This window comes from Pseudomonas sp. Irchel 3H3 (genome assembly GCF_900187635.1).
Lineage (GTDB): Bacteria > Pseudomonadota > Gammaproteobacteria > Pseudomonadales > Pseudomonadaceae > Aquipseudomonas.
The window spans coordinates 151548-168826 of sequence record NZ_FYEC01000007.1; the positions used below are offsets into that span (position 1 = coordinate 151548).

Sequence of the window (17279 nt, forward strand, 5' to 3'; positions counted from 1 at the left end):
GGGTGGCGATGGCCGAGGACTGGTCGGCGGTGCTGCGGGCGTCCTGCACCGAACGTTTGACCTCGGCGATGATCGGTTGCAGCTTGTCGAGGAAGCGGTTGAACCAGCCGGCCAGTTGCCCGAGTTCGTCCTGCTTGTCGTAGGCCAGGCGCCGGGTCAAGTCGCCTTCGCCGCTGGCGATGTCTTCGAGCATCTGGGCCACGCCGAGAATCGGCCGGGTCACGCTGCGGGCCATCAGCCACACCAGCAGCAGGCCGATGACCGCGGCTATCAGGCCCAGGCCCAACTCGATCAGGGTGCCGGTGGTGTTGGTGGCGTCGAGTTCGGCCTGCAGGGCTTGCGCCGGGCCGACCACGACCTGTTGCGGCACGTCGAGCAACACCCCCCAGGCCTTGCCGCCGGGAATCGGTTCGAACGGCGAGAGCACCTTGAGTTGCTGCTGGCTACGCAGGCTCTGGGTCTGGTTACTGGTGCCCAGCATGCGCAGCAGTTCGCTGCCGTCCTGGTCCACCGTGCCCAGGCGCTGGCTGAGTTTGCTGGCGTCCGGGCTGTAGCCGGCGAGCAGGCCGACGGGGCTGAGGATGCTGACGCTCGTCTGGCCGTCGTAGAGTTCGCGGCTCGCCTGCTGGCTGACGGCCTGCAGGCTGTTGAGGTTGATGTCCACCGACAGCGAGGCGATGACTTTGCCATCCGCCAGCAAGGGGAAGACGATGCTGGTCATCAGCACGTTCTGGCCATCGATCACATAGAAGTAGGGTTCGATCACGCAGGGCTTGAGGGTTGCGCGCGGGCAAGTGAACCAGGCATTGGCCGGTTCGCCGCTGGGGCCGGTGCTGGTGTCGGCCATGTCGCTTTCAGGCAGCGCCATTGAGTTCAACTTGCCGGCGGTCGGCTGCGACCAGTACAGGGCAAAGCGGCCCTTGTCGTTGCTGCCCAGTTCATCCTGGCCGGCAAACAGCTCATCCTTGCCATCCAGGGCGTTGGCTTCGAACACCAGCGACAGCCCGAGTAGTTGCGGGTTGGCCTGCAGCGCCGACTTGACCTGGCGGGTCAGGTCTTCGCGCAGGTCGAAGGCGTCGAGGAAACGTTTCTCGGCCTGTTCGCGCAGGAACAGTACCTGGCGCGAGAAGCCATGGCCATATTGATAGGCGTCCATGAACTGCTGGCGAATCCCCAGCGCCTGGACTTCGCCCTGGGCTTCGATGCGCGACTGGGCCGCTTCATTGAGCATGCTCATGCTCGACGCCTTGACCAGTTCGGAACTGTGCTCCATGCGATACAGCGACAGGCCCACCAGCAAGGTCACGATACCGGCCAGGCACAGCCCGGCCAGCAGGGTGATTTTCCATTGAATCGACAGCTGTCTGAGTGACATGGAGGCGCCCTTAATCGATAAATATCCAAGACCTGGACCTGTAACGGCCTCGTCAGCGCTTTCTTGAGTCCTGTACCAACTACCGCGTAGCTTTTGACAAGCGCGGCGGGCTGCGGCACAGTGCGCGCCCTCTAATAAAACCTCTATTCCATCCGGTGTCGGCCCTTGCAGCTGGCAGGCCGGACTCATCCCGTTTGCGCCGCGTTCAGCGGCGACTGTGCCTTGAGGTAACGATGATTAATGCAGTAATTGCCGCGGTCGGCATCATGCTGGTACTCAGCCTGTCCCGCGTGCATGTGGTGATCGCGCTGATCATTGGCGCCCTGGTGGGTGGCCTGACCGGCGGCCTGGGTATGGAAGCGACGCTCAAGGCCTTCAACAGTGGCCTGGGCGGCGGCGCGACCGTGGCGTTGTCCTACGCCTTGCTCGGCGCCTTTGCGGTGGCGATTGCCAAGTCTGGCCTGGCCCATGCACTGGCAGACAAGGCCCTGGCCCTGGTGGATCGGCAGGACGCCAACGGCGGCGGCCAGGTCAAGTGGTTGCTGATCGGTTTGCTCTGGGTGGTGGCGATCGCCTCGCAGAACATCCTGCCGATTCACATTGCCTTTATCCCGCTGCTGGTGCCACCGCTGCTGTATGTGCTGACCAAGTTGCAACTGGATCGCCGCTTGATCGCCTGCGTCATGACCTTCGGCTTGATCACGCCGTACATGTTCCTGCCGGTGGGGTTCGGCAATATCTTCCTTAATGAGATTCTGCTGGCCAACGTGGCCAAGAGCGGCGTCGACATCAGTGGCGTCAACGTCACCCACGCCATGGGTATTCCGGCGTTGGGCATGGTGTTCGGGTTGTTGCTGGCGTTTGTCAGCTACCGCAAGAAACGCGTGTATGACCTGGAGAAAATCGAGCGGGTCGAGCAGGTGGCAGTCCAGTACAACCCGCTGACCTTGATGGTGGCAGGGCTGGCGATTGCCGCCGCCTTCATCATCCAGTTGCTGCTGGATTCGATGATTATCGGCGCTTTGGCCGGGTTCCTGATTTTCTCGGTATCGGGTGTGGTGCGCTGGCGCGAGACCGACGATCTGTTCACCGAAGGCATGAAGATGATGGCGATGATTGGTTTCATCATGATCGCCGCCTCTGGGTTCGCCGAGGTCATGAAGGCCACCGGCGAGGTGCAGACCCTGGTTGAGACGTCGGCGGCGTGGATCGGCCACAGCAAGGGTGTCGGTGCGTTGCTGATGCTGCTGGTCGGGCTGCTGGTGACCATGGGCATCGGCTCGTCCTTTTCCACGGTGCCGATCCTGGCTGCGATCTTCGTGCCGCTGTGCGTGCAACTGGGCTTCAGTCCGTTGGCCATCGTCTGCATCGTCGGCACTGCTGGTGCGCTGGGCGACGCCGGTTCACCGGCTTCCGACTCGACCCTGGGGCCGACCTCGGGCCTGAACATCGACGGCCAGCATCACCATATCTGGGACACCGTGGTCCCGACGTTCCTGCACTACAACCTGCCGTTGCTGGCGTTTGGTTGGGTGGCGGCGATGGTGTTGTAACCCGGCAGTCAAGCTTGTTGCAGGGGCGGCGCTCGCTTGCGGCGCCCGCTTGCGGTGCTTGTATTCATCCTGGATGGGCGCGTTATCGTTGACGTTCTTCGCGAGCAAGCTCGCTCCTACAAGGGGGCTGGGTGTGTGCCTAGAGGGATTGTGTAGGCGCGAGGGCCACGATCAGCCCTTGTTCACGTCTCGCATCAACAGCCCATATTGCAAGTCCACCGCATCCGGAATCGGCAGGTAGACGATGTGGCCGTCCCCCGGTGCCACTTCCAGTGGCTCGCCTTTGGCGTTCTGCAACTGCTGCAGATCGAAGTGGAAATTGCCTTTGGGGGTCATCAGCTCCATGTGGTCGCCCAGGGCAAAGCGGTTTTTCACCTTGACCTCGGCCAGGCGTTCACGGCGCTCGCCGGTCAGCTCGCCGACGAACTGCTGGCGGTCACAGACCGAACTGCCGTTCTGGTAGTTCTGGTATTCGTCGTGGACGTGACGGCGCAGGAAACCTTCGGTGTAGCCGCGCTGGGCCAGGGATTCCAGGTCAGTCATCAGGCTGCGGTCGAACGGACGGCCGGCCACGGCGTCGTCGATTGCACGGCGGTAGACCTGGGTGGTGCGTGCGCAATAGAAGTGCGACTTGGTTCGGCCTTCGATCTTCAGCGAATGCACGCCCATGTGCGTCAGACGCTCCACGTGCTGCACGGCGCGCAGGTCCTTGGCGTTCATGATGTAGGTGCCGTGCTCATCTTCAAAGGCCGGCAGCAGTTCGTCCGGGCGATTGGCTTCCTGCAACAGGAACACCTGGTCGGTCGGTGTGCCGAGGCCCAGGGTCGGTTCCGGCGCAAACTGCTGGACGATCTGGCCCACGTGGTTTTCCGTTGCCGGCTGGGCTGCATACTTCCAGCGGCAGGCGTTGGTGCAGGAACCCTGGTTGGCATCGCGCTTGTTCATGTAGCCCGACAGCAGGCAGCGCCCGGAATAGGCCATGCACAGTGCGCCGTGGACAAACACTTCCAGCTCCATGGCCGGTACCTGCTGGCGGATCTCGGCGATTTCCTCCAGGGATAACTCGCGCGAGAGGATGATCCGGCTCAGCCCTTGCTGTTGCCAGAACTCGACACTGGCCCAGTTGACGGTATTGGCTTGCACCGAGAGGTGGATCGGCATCTGCGGGAAATGCCGGCGCACCAGCATGATCAAGCCCGGGTCGGACATGATCAGCGCGTCCGGGGCCATGGCAATCACCGGTTCGAGGTCCTTGAGAAAGGTCTTGAGCTTGGCGTTGTGCGGGGCGATGTTGATCACCACGTAAAAGCGCTTGCCCTGAGCCTGGGCCTCGCTGATCCCGAGGGCCAGGTTGGCGTGATCGAACTCATTGTTGCGCACCCGCAGGCTGTAGCGCGGCTGGCCGGCATACACCGCATCGGCACCATAGGCGAAGGCATAACGCATGTTTTTCAGGGTGCCGGCAGGGGCAAGCAGTTCGGGCGTGGCGAGAGTCATGGCAGCGTCGATCGCAAAAGGGCGCGAGGGTAGGGCAGGTGCGCCGGACGTTTATTGATCTGGATCTATGCTCGATGAAGAAATCACGGCACTCGCGCGTTGCGTGGCTGACTAACCTGTAAGGCGCAGTCGGCGTTTTTCAGACATGGATCGGACATGAACCACTCCTCGATACAGAACAAATCACTGATGGTCCTGCTGGTCCTGGTCACCCTGGCGTTTATCTGGATTCTCCTGCCGTTCTACGGTGCGGTGTTCTGGGCGGTGATCCTGGGCATCGTGTTTGCCCCGTTGCAGCATCGGCTGCAATTGAAGTTTGGCTGGCAACGTAACCTGGTCTCGCTGTTTACCCTTAGCGTGTGCCTGGTGATCGCGATCTTGCCGGTGATCATCATCAGCGCCTTGCTGGTGCAGGAGGGAGCCACGCTCTACAAGAACATCGAGAGCGGCGAACTGGACATTGCCGGCTATCTGGCGCAGTTCAAACACAGCCTGCCGCCGTATTTCCAGCACCTGCTGGATCGTTTCGGCATGGGCGACTTGAGTGGCTTGCGGGAAAAAATCGTCAAGGGGGCGATGCAGGGCAGCGAGTTTTTTGCCACCCAGGCGTTCAGCTTCGGTCAGGGCACGTTCGAGTTCCTGGTGAGTTTTTTCATCATGCTGTACCTGCTGTTCTTCTTTTTACGCGACGGCCCGGAACTGGCGCGCAAGCTGCGCACGGCAGTGCCTTTGGAAGAGCATCAAAAACGCCGCCTGCAGCTCAAGTTAAACCGCGTGGTGCGGGCCACGGTCAAAGGCAACCTGCTGGTGGCCGTCACGCAGGGCGCGCTGGGTGGGCTGATCTTCTGGTTCCTGGACATTCCCAGTGCGCTGCTCTGGGCGGTGTTGATGGCGTTTCTGTCGCTGTTGCCGGCGGTGGGGGCGGGGATTGTCTGGGCGCCCGTCGCAGCCTGGTTCCTGCTCAGTGGTGCGGTCTGGCAGGGGGTGGTCCTGGGGTTGTACGGGGTGTTCGTGATCGGCCTGGTGGATAACGTGTTGCGCCCGATCCTGGTAGGCAAGGACACCAAGATGCCGGATTACCTGATCCTGATCTCGACCCTGGGCGGCCTGGCGGTTTTCGGGCTCAATGGTTTTGTCATTGGTCCGTTGATCGCCGCACTGTTCATCTCCAGCTGGGCGCTGTACGTCGAAACCAAGCCGCGGGTGCAGTTGCCTTAAGCGCTCAGGGTAAAACTGCCGATGCGTTGCGACAGGGCCTGGGCGGCGGGCAGCGAGGTCAGCGGGCCACTGATGGCCTCGCCGTCCTGCACCACATACCAACAGGCGAGCAATCCCAGCTCTCTGAGGGGCGCGGGGACGGCGCTACCAATCACGGACATGATCTGAACCTTGGGCATAAGTACCTCCATCAATCGATGGAGCTACCTTACCGGCGCGCTGATTCCTGGGACAATCAACGCGCTCGATAGTGGACATTGACGGCGTTGGGGCGGTCAGTCGACGACCTGGTCGAGCATGTTCATGACTTCGTGTTCATTGAGCAGGCCTTTGCGCACCAGGTTCTCGGCCAGTAGCGAAAGAAACTTGGCACTGCGATGGCCCTCAAGGTGCTTGAGTTCGGTCAGTGCGCTATAGACCTTGCTGGAGGTGCAGAGTCCGACAATGCGGTGCGGGTTTTGCGTGGGCATAGAGGGTCGTCCTTGTTTTTATTAACCGTTTGTGACGGACAGAATAGAGATTGCGGTCCTGTCATGACATAAATATGACACCTGGGCGACGCAAGCCAGGCTATTCGTCGGATCCATCATGCGCCATCTTGCCGCAGGCATTGTCCCGGCAGCGACCTTGGCGAGATTTATTCAGACATGCAATCGGCTGCAAAACGGCAACAGGCCCCGCAGCGATGCGAGGCCTGGGGTTTTTATCGGCCAGCGCTTACCAGCGTGGACCGTAGTAGCGGGGCGGGCCGTAATAACCATGGGGCGGGCCGTAGTACACCGGTGCCGGGCGGTAGTAGACCGGTTGTTGCACATACACCGGCTGCGGCTGGTAGTAGACCGGCGGCGGTTGCTGGATGTACACCGGTTGCGGCTGGAGGTAGACCGGTTGCTGGACATACACGGGGCGTTGCGAGTTGGCGATCACCGAGCCTGCGACCACGGCACCGACAACCGCGCCGACTGCCGCCGGCGCACCCCATCCGTAGTAACCACCACCGTGGGCCTGGGCCTGTCCTGCGACAGCGAAGGCTCCGATCAGCAAGGCAATTGCAGGGAATTTACGGAGCATGATGGTTCCTCGTTGTGTCTCCCCGGCGCCTGGTTCTGCGATAGAGCCAGCAAGTGTCGCGGGGATATCTCTCAGACAGCGTTTTTTGGCGATTTCACGAGGCGCCTGGGTAAATTTTGTGTAAGGTCTGTAGCGCCGTCCGGACCCGGCTACGCCAACAGGGCCGGGCACCTTGTCATGATTGATCAACGTTTGCGGGCTGGCTAATCCCGTTGGTCTGAAAGTGCTTAGCGAAGGAGTTCCACATGCTGATGAACCCGAACAAAGACACCCAACTGTGCATGTCGTTGTCGGGGCGCCCCGGAAATTTCGGCCTGCGTTTCCACAACCATCTGTACGAGCAACTGGGCCTGAACTTCTACTACAAAGCGTTCAGCAGCCAGGACCTGCCGGGGGCGGTGGCGGGGATTCGCGCCCTGGGTATCCGCGGTTGTGGGGTGTCGATGCCGTTCAAGGAAGCCTGCATCGCCCTGGTCGATGAGCTGGACGCATCGGCGGCGGCCATCGCCTCGATCAACACCATCGTCAACACCAACGGTCATCTCAAGGCCTACAACACCGACTACATCGCGATCGCGCAATTACTCAAGAGCCACGCCGTGCCGCAGGCTTCAAGCTTCGCCTTGCGCGGCAGCGGTGGCATGGCCAAGGCGGTTGCCAGTGCCCTGCGCGATGGCGGCTACAGCAACGGCCTGATCGTGGCCCGCAATGCAAGTGCCGGACGCGCCCTGGCCGACTCGCTGGGGTATCGCTGGCAAGCGGAACTGGGCGAGGAGCGCCCGCAGATGCTGATCAACGTCACGCCCATTGGCATGGCCGGTGGCAGCGAGGCCGAGCAACTGGCGTTCCCGGCCGAGGTGATCGATCAGGCGCAGATCGTCTTCGATGTGGTGGCGATTCCCTCGCAAACTCCGCTGATCGTGCAGGCCCAGGCGGCTGGCAAGCAGGTGATCACCGGCCTTGAAGTCATCGCCATCCAGGCGCTGGAGCAGTTTGTGTTGTACACCGGCGTGCGCCCCAGCGAAGCGCAATTCCAGCAAGCGGTGGCGTTTGCCCGCGCCTGATCAGGCGGCGGGGCAGGGTAGACGGGCCCGGCAGGGTTACTCGAGTCGGGCCAGGCGCTCTTCAAGCGCGGCAATTCGCGCTTCCAGCTCTTCAATGCGCTCCAGGGACACACCGCTGGCGCTGCCGCGCTCCACCGGGTTCTGGCGCGCCGCGAGGATCGCTTCGATATCCGCCGGGTCGCCCAAGGCGTGCATGTAGCGGTCTTCGCGCTGGCCCGCCTGGCGCGGGATGAGCAGCGCCAGGTTACGGGCGATCAGGCGTTCCAGTTGATGCACGACTTGCTCGGCATCTTCGAAGTCGTGCATGCGGCCGCTGCGGGTCAGCAGTTCGTTGACCGTCTGCGGACCTCTTAAAAACAACAGCCCGGTCAGGATCACCTGCGCCGGCACCAACTCCAGCGCCTTGTCCAGGCGATGCTCCCAGCGATCGGCGCGGCTGCCCATCACCAATCGGGTAAAACCGCGCCCTTCAAGTGCGCGCAGGCTTTGCCCGACCTGACCCTGGCTCAGGTTCATCACCGGTTCGCGGCTGGTTTTCTGGTTGCAGGCGATAACCACGGCATTGAGGGTCAGCGGGTAGGTTTCCGGGCTGGTGGCCTGCTTCTCGATCAAGCAACCGAGGATGCGCAGCTCGGTGCTGCTCAGGCGCAAGTCTTCGGTGGAGGTCTCTTGTTCTGTGCTCATCGCGCTTTCCCTATGCAGTCGAAGCCGTCTAGCCTAATCCTTGCACAGTAAAAGACAAGCCGCACGGCGCCTCAGGCATGGCTATAATCGCGCCATCCTTCACAGCCCCCACTCTCCAGCGAGACTGCCATGACTATTTCTCTGTACGCTGCATCCGTTCCGGTCTTCAAGCAAATGCTCAACGCCCTGAGCGATGTGCTGAACAAGGCCGAGGCCCATGCCACGGCCAAGAACATCGACCCTAATGCCCTGCTGCAGGCGCGCCTGTTCCCGGACATGTTCCCGTTGGTACGTCAGGTGCAGATCGCTGTCGATTTCGCCAAGGGCGTTTCGGCCCGCCTGGCTGAAGTCGAGCTGCCGAAGTACGACGACAGCGAAGTGACCTTCGCCGAGCTGCAAGCGTTGATCGCCAAGGTCCTGGCCTTCATCGACGGCATCCAGCCTGCGCAGATCGATGGCAAGGAAGGCATCGAGATCGTTACTCGTCCAGGCACGCCTAAAGAGAAGCGCATCAGCGGCCAGTCCTACCTGCTGACCTACGGCCTGCCGCAGTTCTTCTTCCATGTCACCACCACCTACGCGATCCTGCGTCACAACGGTGTGGAAGTCGGCAAGCGCGATTACATGGGCGCGTTCTAAACCCCAGCGCAACAAAAAAGCCCGCCCCGGTGTGAACCTGGGCGGGCTTTTTGTTGAGGCGGATTTTACACGGTCTGCTCGCTGTTGGTTTCCTCGGCCATACAGGCCGCAGCGGTGAAGAGCACGTCGGTGGAGGAGTTCAGCGCGGTTTCCGCCGAGTCCTGCAACACACCGATGATGAAACCGACCGCTACCACTTGCATGGCGATTTCGCTGGGGATGCCGAACAGGCTGCAGGCCAGGGGAATCAGCAGCAGCGAGCCGCCGGCGACACCCGAGGCGCCACAGGCGCAAATGGCCGCGACAATGCTCAGCAGGATGGCGGTGGGGATGTCCACGGCAATGCCCAGGGTGTGCACAGCCGCCAGGGTCAGCACGGTGATGGTGATTGCCGCGCCGGCCATGTTGATGGTGGCGCCCAGCGGGATGGAGACCGAGTAGGTGTCTTCATGCAGGCCCAGGCGCTTGCTCAACTCCAGGTTGACTGGAATGTTGGCCGCCGAGCTGCGGGTAAAGAAGGCGGTGATCCCGCTTTCACGCAGGCAGGTCAATACCAGCGGGTAAGGGTTGCGGCGCAGTTTCCAGTAGACGATGGCTGGGTTCATCACCAGTGCCACGAACAGCATGCAGCCCAGCAGCACGGCCAGCAGGTGCAGGTAGCCGACCAGCGCGCCGAAGCCCGAAGTAGCCAGGGTCGAGGCCACCAGGCCAAAAATCCCCAGCGGTGCAAAGCGGATCACCAGGCGCACGATCAGGGTCACCCCGTTGGACAGGTCGCCCAGCACGGTGCGGGTGGTTTCGCCGGCGTGGCGGATAGCCACGCCCATGCCAATGGCCCAGGCCAGGATGCCGATGAAGTTGGCGTTCATCAGAGCGCTGACCGGGTTGTCGACCACGCTCAGCAGCAGGCTTTGCAGGACCTCGGTGATCCCGCCGGGGGCGCTGATCGCCACATCATGTGTCGCCAGTACCAGGTTCGACGGGAACAGGGTGCTGGCCACCACCGCAACCACGGCCGCAGCAAAGGTGCCCAGCAGGTAGAGGAAGAGGATCGGGCGGATGTGGGTTTCCTGGCCGTGCTTGTGGTTGGCAATCGAAGCCATGACCAGCACGAACACCAGGATTGGGGCGACGGCCTTGAGCGCCGAGACAAACACCTTGCCGATGAACGCGGTGGACTTCGCCGCATCAGGCGCAAGCAGGGCCAGGGCAATCCCGGCGATCAGGCCGATGACGATCTGGGTGACCAGGCTGGTGCGTTTGAGTCTTTGCAAAAGAGTAGGCGGGGCAGCAGTCATAGCGGTATCTCTGATTTTTTTAGGGTGCCGTGAATCCATGTGGGGCCGCCAGCAACAAACGGGCAGGCTGGCGGAACCGGCAGGCAACGCGAACTGTCCAGTCTTTCGCGGGCGCGGACTTTAGCACAGCGTAGGCCGTATCCCGCAGACCTGTGACGATCTGACGCCAGCCTGGAAGGCGGTTCGGCACATGTTGCTGCGGTACGGGGACGCATTCTGTTAAGATTCGCCATCCTTTTTTTCATCTCTGTGCAGTGAGCCCCCGGGCTATCGCTGGCGTTGTCGTTTTCTGGAGTTTTCCATGCTGTTGCCCATCCTGCTGTTGTCAGCCGCCGGATTTACCGTGCTGACCACGGAATTTGTCATTGTCGGGCTGTTGCCCTCGATTGCCCGTGACCTTGAGGTCAGCGTGTCCCAGGCGGGGCTGCTGGTGACCCTGTTCGCATTTACCGTCGCCGCCTTTGGTCCGTTCCTGACCGCGTACTGCGCGCGGTTCGAGCGTCGTCGACTGTTTATCAGCGTGCTGATTCTGTTCGGCCTGGCCAACACCCTGGCGGCCTTGGCGCCCAACATCGGGGTGATGGCCCTGGCACGGCTGATACCGGCCCTGGGGTTGCCGGTGTTCTGGGCGCTGGCCAGCGAAACGGCGGTGGACATTGTCGGGCCGCAGTACGCCGGCCGGGCGATTGCCAAGATCGGCTTCGGGATCGTCTGCGCCACGGTGTTCGGCATCCCCGTGGGCACGCTGATCTCGGATGCATTTGGCTGGCGCAGTGCGTTCGCTATCCTCGCGGTGATTGCCTTCGCCAAGGCCTTGCTGCTGTTTATCTACTTGCCCCGCACCGATCTGCACCAGCAACAGGTGAGCTTGCGCGCGCAGTTCAAGATCCTGCGCAGCCCGTTGATGCAAGGCCATGTGCTGTTGTCGATCCTGGTGTTCAGCGGCATGTTCACTGCCTACACCTACCTGGCGGATATTCTTGAGCGCCTGGCCGGCTTCAACGGCACGCTGGTGGGCTGGTGCCTGATGGGCTTCGGTGCAGTTGGCCTGATCGGCAATTCGCTGGGTGGGCGCATGGTCGACCGCCATCCGTTGATCGCGTCCATGGTGTTTTGTGGCTTCATGGTCGGCGGCATGGTGGCACTGGTGCCGAGTATCCACTCGACACTCGGGCTGGCGGCGGCGATGGGCGTGTGGGGCGTGACCCAGGCGGCGTTGTTCCTGGTCAGCCATGTGCGCCTGATGAAGGCCGCACCCCAGGCGCCGGCCTTCGCTGCGTCACTGAACATCGCCGGGGCCAACCTGGGGATCGGCCTGGGCGCGCTGGTGGGCGGGCGGGTGATCGATACCCTGGGCCTGGGTAGCCTGGGCTTTGCCGCAGCCGGGTTCATTGTGCTGTCGATCGTGCTGGCCCTGCTGCTGATGAAGTTCAAGGCGCCGGTGGCCTGCGCCTGAAGCCCTAGAGACTGGTGAACAGCTCGCGCCCCCCTTCGGTGATGGCGACGATGCCCGGGTGCTTGACCTTGCGCTCCACTGAAATGGCGTAAAACGACTCCGTCACCGCATCGGTCTGGCCAATCAACTGCACACCGTACTGGCGCCGGACCTCATCGGCGATCACGCTGGGGCCGATAAAAATCCCGCTGCCGGATTGGCCAAACGCCTGCATCAGGGCGCTGTCATCAAACTCGCCGACAATCCGCGGCTGGATTTTCTGCTCGGCGAACCAGCGTTGCAAACGACTGCGCACCACGGTTTCCTGGCCGGGAATCAGCAACGGGGCGCCGTGCAGGCAATGGGGGAAGTCGCTGCCGTAGCGTTGCGCCAGCTCCCGGGTGGCAAAAAAACTGATGCCACATTCACCGAGTTTCTGGCTGTAGCCCTTGATGTCCAGGTGCGAGGGCATGGGGCTGTCGGAAATCACCAGGTCCAGGCGCTGGATCGCCAGGTCGGCCAGCAGACGCTCCAGCTTGTCCTCACGGCAAGTAATGCGCAGCGGCTCGGTCAACTCCATGGTGGGCGCGATCAGGCGATAGACGATGGACTTGGGCACCACGTCCGCGACGCCGACTCGAAACACGATCTGCTGTTCATTGGGCTGGGCCCGCAGCAGGGCTTCCAGTTCACCTCCCAACTGAAACATCTGCTCGGCGTAGGGCAGGGCCTGGCGGCCGGCCTCGGTCAACTCCAGTTGACGCCCGACCCGGCGAAACAGCTCGATGCCATAGGTTTGTTCGAGCAGGCTGATCTGGCCGCTGATGGTCTGTGGCGTGAGGTTCAGTTGCTCGCACGCACGCACGATGCTGCCGGTCTTGGCCACGACCCAGAAGTAATGCAATTGCCGATAATTGAGCATGACGAGCGCCGATTCGTAAAAACCGAAGTATAGACGCTAAAAATACGAATTTTCCTGAAGTGTCAGTCTCCTTAGAATGCCTCGCTATCGACGGGCCGCTGTTACGGCCGTCTCTGTTCTAACGAGGAAAACCATGAAGACCTTCAAGACCCTGACGGCAGCGTCCGTACTGGCCGTTTCCGCACTGCTGTTGACGGGCTGTGACCAGGCTGAAAAAAGTGCCCAGCAATTGATGGGCAAGGCGGCCGAGTCGGCCAAGCTGGCGATCGACGAGACCCACAAGGCGGCGGAACAGGCGCTGAGCGATGCCACCGGCAATATCATCGGCAAAAAAGACAGCCCGGCCGATAGCGATAAAGAACAAAGTTCGTCGCAGGAAATCTAATCCGTTTAACACCGAGTCAGGACTGACCCATGGAATACCTTTTACAACTTGCTGCAAGCCCCACTGCCTGGGTCGCCCTGGCTACCCTGATCGTCATGGAAATCGTGCTCGGCATCGATAACCTGATCTTCATCTCGATCCTGACCAACAAACTGCCCCAGCAACATCGGGCCAAGGCGCGCCGGATCGGTATCAGCATGGCCTTGGTGCTGCGCCTGGGCCTGTTGAGCACCATCGCCTTCATCGTGCAGTTGACTGCGCCGGTGATCGAGGTGCTAGGCCACGCGTTCTCCTGGAAAGACATGATCCTGATCGCCGGTGGCTTGTTCCTGTTGTGGAAGGCCACCACGGAAATCCACCACAGCATGGACCCGGCGCCGGATGATCCGACGTCGAAAACCTCGGGTGTGACCTTGGGGTTTGCCGCGGCTATCGGCCAGATCCTGATGCTCGACCTGGTGTTCTCTATCGACAGCATCATCACCGCCGTCGGCATGACCGAGCATTTGCCGATCATGATCATCGCGGTGCTGGTGTCGGTGTTGGTGATGTTGTTGGCGGCTGAGCCTCTGGCCAAGTTCATCAATGACAACCCGACCGTGGTAATGCTGGCCCTGGGCTTCCTGATCATGATCGGCATGACCCTGATCGCCGAAGGTTTTGGCGCCCACGTACCAAAAGGCTACGTCTATGCGGCAATGGCGTTCTCGGCGGCAATCGAGGTGCTGAACATGCTGTCGCGTAAAGCTCGGCAGAAGAAGCTGGCCCAACAGGCGTAACGTCTGAAGGCAACAATCAACGGTCGTCTGCACCCAGGGTGCAGGCGGCCGTTTTGTTTTGTGGGGGGTAGTACAGCTCAATGGGCAGAGGCGTGGGGTTGCTCGGGTTTGTGCTCTGGCGTCGGGGTTTGCGGCGCACGGTAGGCGTGGTGATGCCGGCGGGTTATGCGCAATACGCCCCACAGCATGGCCGCCGCTACGGCTAGCCAGCCAATGATCAGCAGCGCAACGGTGGTGATCAGGCTCATCAGTGCCTCCTCTTTGCCCTGCATCGGGCACATGCTTCTCGCAGGTGTCAGTCTAGCCGCTGTGATGTTGCAGGCTATTGACCAATGGTCGTGAGTCACCAACCAGTTTGCTCTATCAGCCGCAGCCGACTGCCGTTTAAGGCTATACCGCTGCTATGATCAGGGGCGAAGCCGGGACGCTGACGCCTGGCACCTGAACAAGTGAGTGATGATGTTGCCGGTACTTCCTCGATTTCGCTTTGCCTTGCTGGCTACCGCCTGCGTCTTGAGCCTGGCCGGGTGTGCCGGGAGTGTGCAGCCGGAAATCAAGCGCCTGCCCGAGCGTGTCGAGCTCAGTGGCCGCTTCTATCGGGGCGACGCCTATCAGGGCGGCCCGCAGACCCTGGCCAGCCTGCTGTCGCAGCAGGGCGTGACGATTACCCCGGGATTGCTGGAAAAACCCTTGCGATTGCCCGGCGCCGAGGCGCAGTTGCAGCACAATATGCAGAAACTGGCCCGTGAATATGGGATGGTGGTCTATCCGCTGGACAGCAACCTGCCGGCACTGTTGACCCAGGTAGCCGCGGGTTACCCGGTGTGGCTGCGCTACACCGAGGGTTCGGCATTCTGGAAAGAGCCGAGGTATGCCTTGCTTGCCGGCTACAACCAACAGAAACAAACGGTGTTGCTGCGCTCGGGCCTGGAAAAGCGCCTGTTGATGGACTTCAAGTCCTTTGAGTCGGCTTTCCAGAGTGCAGGTGGCTGGGCGGTGCTGGTACAGGCACCGACGCAGATACCGGCCAAGGTTGATCGCCAGCGCTGGCTGCAGGCGGCCAATGAGCTAAGCCAGGCAGGGCGCGAAGAGGCGGCCGCCCAGGCGACCCAGGCATTGAATAGCCAGAAATGAAAAACGGCGCCCTTGGGCGCCGTTTTACTGTGGGGCGGATCAATCCGCCGTTTGTGCCACACCGCTCTGGCGGCTCTTGAGGTTCTTGTCGGCTTTGTACTGCAAGGCCACTGCCGGTACCGTGCTGCTCTTGCCGGTTTCGACCCATTGGCGGATCCGGCTGGCGTCGGCGAAGTGCGTGTACTTGCCGAAGGCATCGAGGATCACCAGCGAAACCGGGCGACCACCCATTCGGGTAATCAGTACCAGGCAATGGCCGGCCTGGTTGGTAAACCCGGTCTTGGTCAGCTGGATATCCCAATTATCCTTGCGCACCAGGTGATCGGTGTTGTGAAAGCCCAGGGTGTAGTTGGGCTTGCGGAACGCCACGGTTTTTTCCTTGGTGGTGCTCAGTTCGCTCAGTAGTGGGTACTTGCGTGCCGCCTGCACCAGTTTGCTCAGGTCGCGGGCGGTGGAGACGTTGCTGGTCGACAGGCCGGTGGGCTCGACATAGTGGGTGCTGGTCATGCCCAGCGCCTTGGCCTTGGCGTTCATGGCTGCGATAAAGGCCACGTAGCCGCCCGGGTAGTGGTGAGCCAGGCTCGCGGCGGCGCGGTTTTCCGAGGACATCAGGGTAATCAGCAGCATTTCCCTGCGTGGCAGCTCACTACCAATCTTGACCCGCGAGAACACGCCTTTCATTTCCGGGGTGTCGCTGATCGACACGGAAATGTATTCCTCCATGTTCTGTTTGGCTTCCAGCACCACCAGGCCGGTCATCAACTTGGTGACCGAGGCGATGGGTACCACCACGTCCGGGTTGCTGGCGTAGATCAGCTTGTTGGTCTGCAGGTCGATCAGCATCGCGCTGCCGGAGGCAATATGCAGTTTCGAGGTGTCGCGAGGTACTGCGGTGGTTTCTGCCGCGTTGACGCTCGGCGTCAAGACGGTGCCTGAAAATGCCAAAAAGAGACTCAGGATAGAAAGACGGATTTTCACGCGAGTGGACTCGATAAATGTGGGTATGCCGTTGTGCAACGGGCTTTTTCCAGAAAAACGTTACATTTTATGAGCGTAGCTGAGGAACTGTCGAATGTTCTTCGCTGGGCAGCGCAAAGCCCTTGTTTTCGAGTAAAAAACAGGGCTTTTCGACGAGTAGCCGCTGGCGGTGCCCAGAAACGACAAACCCCGCCAAGGGACGGGGTTTGCATTTTGAAACACCAGCTCGAGCCCAGAGTTACCCGTGCAGGGTTTCCGCGGCATACAGGGTGTTTTCCAGCAGGCAGGCACGGGTCATCGGGCCGACGCCGCCTGGCACCGGGGTGATCCAGCCAGCGCGGGGCAGGGCGGTTTCGTAGATCACGTCGCCGACCAGCTTGCCGTCGTCCTGGCGGTTGATGCCGACGTCGATCACGATCGCGCCTTCCTTGATCCACTCGCCCTTGACCAGGCCCGGCTTGCCGGCGGCCACTACCACCAGGTCGGCGCGGCCGACGTGGCCGGCCAGGTCCTTGGTGAAGCGGTGGGTCACGGTCACGGTGCAGCCGGCCAGCAGCAGTTCCATCGCCATCGGGCGACCGACAATGTTGGATGCGCCGACAATCACCGCGTCCATCCCGTAGAGATCGGCCCCGGTGCTTTCCAGCAGGGTCATGATGCCTTTAGGGGTGCACGGGCGCAGCAGGGGGATGCGCTGGGCCAGGCGGCCGACGTTATAAGGGTGGAAACCGTCGACGTCTTTGTCCGGGCGAATGCGTTCCAGCAGTTTGGAGGCGTCCAGGTGTTCCGGCAGGGGCAGCTGCAGCAGCACGCCGTCGATGTTCGGGTCTTCATTGAGACGGTCGATCAGGTCGGTCAGGGCTTGCTGGGTGGTGTCAGCGGGCAGGTCGTAGGCTTGGGAGAGGAAGCCGACCTCTTCACAGTCTTTACGCTTGTGCGAGACATAAACCTGAGAGGCGGGATCGCTGCCGACCAGGATCACCGCGAGGCCTGGCGTGCGCAGACCTTGCTGGCGACGCTCGGCAACACGTTTGGCGATCTGCTGGCGCAGGCTGGCGGCGATCGATTTGCCGTCGATTAGTTGTGCAGTCATTGCGCGTGATTAACCATCGAGAGGGGGAAGAAAAGAGAGCGCATTCTCGCATGCCAGGACGTGAGGGCAAAGGCGCTTGGTCTGCAAATTCCCCTAAGCCCTTTAATTAAATGAATTTTTCTCAAAAATCATTTGACGACCTGTAGGTGGCTCT

General features: G+C 61.4%; 18 protein-coding genes and 1 pseudogene. 8 read left to right on the forward strand and 11 right to left on the reverse strand.

The genetic code is table 11. The features are described 5' to 3' along the window. Positions 1 to 88: 88 nt before the first annotated feature. Positions 89 to 1564 (reverse strand): annotated as a pseudogene (locus CKW24_RS28635) (HAMP domain-containing protein); the annotation flags it as partial. Between the two features lie 47 nt (positions 1565 to 1611). Between CKW24_RS28635 and CKW24_RS10785 the strand changes: the two are divergent. Beyond that, complete coding sequence (locus CKW24_RS10785; protein WP_177440618.1) at positions 1612 to 2928, forward strand: Na+/H+ antiporter family protein; 1317 nt, start codon at positions 1612 to 1614, stop codon at positions 2926 to 2928. Positions 2929 to 3099: 171 nt separating this feature from the next. Here CKW24_RS10785 and yegQ read toward each other — a convergent pair whose 3' ends face one another. Beyond that, positions 3100 to 4425, reverse strand: a complete 1326-nt coding sequence (yegQ, locus tag CKW24_RS10790) for a tRNA 5-hydroxyuridine modification protein YegQ (RefSeq protein ID WP_095167763.1) — start codon at positions 4423 to 4425, stop codon at positions 3100 to 3102. 156 nt (positions 4426 to 4581) lie between these two features. Between yegQ and CKW24_RS10795 the strand changes: the two genes are divergently transcribed. Beyond that, on the forward strand, positions 4582 to 5643 hold the full coding sequence (locus tag CKW24_RS10795) for an AI-2E family transporter (RefSeq protein WP_095167765.1): 1062 nt from the start codon (positions 4582 to 4584) through the stop codon (positions 5641 to 5643). Here CKW24_RS10795 and CKW24_RS10800 read toward each other — a convergent pair. From CKW24_RS10800 to CKW24_RS10810, 3 genes are all read right to left on the reverse strand, one after another. Then, entirely contained in the window at positions 5640 to 5822 is a 183-nt protein-coding gene (locus CKW24_RS10800; RefSeq protein ID WP_095167766.1) for a hypothetical protein, read from the reverse strand. The genes CKW24_RS10795 and CKW24_RS10800 overlap by 4 nt on opposite strands. A gap of 96 nt (positions 5823 to 5918) precedes the next feature. Beyond that, the gene (locus tag CKW24_RS10805; protein ID WP_095167768.1) at positions 5919 to 6113 is read right to left on the reverse strand and encodes a hypothetical protein; all 195 of its coding nucleotides are present in this window, start codon (positions 6111 to 6113) and stop codon (positions 5919 to 5921) included. Between the two features lie 247 nt (positions 6114 to 6360). After that, positions 6361 to 6714, reverse strand: coding sequence for a hypothetical protein (locus CKW24_RS10810; RefSeq protein WP_095167770.1), 354 nt, complete (start codon positions 6712 to 6714; stop codon positions 6361 to 6363). A 245-nt stretch (positions 6715 to 6959) separates the two neighbouring features. On the opposite strand from CKW24_RS10810, the gene CKW24_RS10815 reads away from it, so the two are divergent. Then, positions 6960 to 7778 carry a shikimate 5-dehydrogenase gene (locus CKW24_RS10815; protein ID WP_095167771.1) on the forward strand — a complete coding sequence of 273 codons (819 nt, stop codon included), beginning with the start codon at positions 6960 to 6962 and terminating at the stop codon, positions 7776 to 7778. 36 nt (positions 7779 to 7814) lie between these two features. Here CKW24_RS10815 and CKW24_RS10820 read toward each other — a convergent pair whose 3' ends face one another. Then, positions 7815 to 8462 (reverse strand): YceH family protein, encoded by a 648-nt coding sequence (locus CKW24_RS10820; RefSeq protein ID WP_095167773.1) that lies wholly within the window; start codon positions 8460 to 8462, stop codon positions 7815 to 7817. Between the two features lie 129 nt (positions 8463 to 8591). Between CKW24_RS10820 and CKW24_RS10825 the strand changes: the two genes are divergently transcribed. Then, positions 8592 to 9101 (forward strand): DUF1993 family protein, encoded by a 510-nt coding sequence (locus tag CKW24_RS10825; protein WP_095167775.1) that lies wholly within the window; start codon positions 8592 to 8594, stop codon positions 9099 to 9101. A gap of 65 nt (positions 9102 to 9166) precedes the next feature. Here CKW24_RS10825 and sstT read toward each other — a convergent pair whose 3' ends face one another. After that, positions 9167 to 10399 (reverse strand): serine/threonine transporter SstT, encoded by a 1233-nt coding sequence (gene sstT / locus CKW24_RS10830; protein ID WP_095167777.1) that lies wholly within the window; start codon positions 10397 to 10399, stop codon positions 9167 to 9169. Positions 10400 to 10700: 301 nt separating this feature from the next. Between sstT and CKW24_RS10835 the strand changes: the two genes are divergently transcribed. Beyond that, positions 10701 to 11855: an MFS transporter gene (locus CKW24_RS10835; RefSeq protein ID WP_095167779.1), complete on the forward strand. Its 1155-nt coding sequence runs from the start codon at positions 10701 to 10703 to the stop codon at positions 11853 to 11855. 4 nt (positions 11856 to 11859) lie between these two features. Here the strand turns inward: CKW24_RS10835 and nhaR are convergent, their stop codons facing one another. Then, positions 11860 to 12756 carry a transcriptional activator NhaR gene (gene nhaR, locus CKW24_RS10840; protein ID WP_095167780.1) on the reverse strand — a complete coding sequence of 299 codons (897 nt, stop codon included), beginning with the start codon at positions 12754 to 12756 and terminating at the stop codon, positions 11860 to 11862. 133 nt (positions 12757 to 12889) lie between these two features. On the opposite strand from nhaR, the gene CKW24_RS10845 reads away from it, so the two are divergent. Beyond that, on the forward strand, positions 12890 to 13141 hold the full coding sequence (locus CKW24_RS10845) for a hypothetical protein (RefSeq protein ID WP_095167782.1): 252 nt from the start codon (positions 12890 to 12892) through the stop codon (positions 13139 to 13141). 29 nt (positions 13142 to 13170) lie between these two features. Next, positions 13171 to 13920 carry a TerC family protein gene (locus tag CKW24_RS10850; protein WP_095167784.1) on the forward strand — a complete coding sequence of 250 codons (750 nt, stop codon included), beginning with the start codon at positions 13171 to 13173 and terminating at the stop codon, positions 13918 to 13920. A gap of 77 nt (positions 13921 to 13997) precedes the next feature. On the opposite strand, the gene CKW24_RS10855 is transcribed toward CKW24_RS10850, so the two are convergent. Beyond that, entirely contained in the window at positions 13998 to 14201 is a 204-nt protein-coding gene (locus CKW24_RS10855; RefSeq protein ID WP_095167786.1) for a hypothetical protein, read from the reverse strand. 175 nt (positions 14202 to 14376) lie between these two features. Between CKW24_RS10855 and CKW24_RS10860 the strand changes: the two genes are divergently transcribed. Beyond that, positions 14377 to 15054, forward strand: coding sequence for a hypothetical protein (locus CKW24_RS10860; RefSeq protein WP_095167788.1), 678 nt, complete (start codon positions 14377 to 14379; stop codon positions 15052 to 15054). A gap of 39 nt (positions 15055 to 15093) precedes the next feature. Here CKW24_RS10860 and pbpG read toward each other — a convergent pair whose 3' ends face one another. Together pbpG and folD are read right to left on the reverse strand one after the other, a co-directional pair. Further along, the gene (gene pbpG / locus CKW24_RS10865) at positions 15094 to 16032 is read right to left on the reverse strand and encodes a D-alanyl-D-alanine endopeptidase (protein ID WP_095167790.1); all 939 of its coding nucleotides are present in this window, start codon (positions 16030 to 16032) and stop codon (positions 15094 to 15096) included. 238 nt (positions 16033 to 16270) lie between these two features. Next, positions 16271 to 17125: a bifunctional methylenetetrahydrofolate dehydrogenase/methenyltetrahydrofolate cyclohydrolase FolD gene (gene folD / locus CKW24_RS10870; protein WP_095167791.1), complete on the reverse strand. Its 855-nt coding sequence runs from the start codon at positions 17123 to 17125 to the stop codon at positions 16271 to 16273. Positions 17126 to 17279 lie beyond the last annotated feature (154 nt).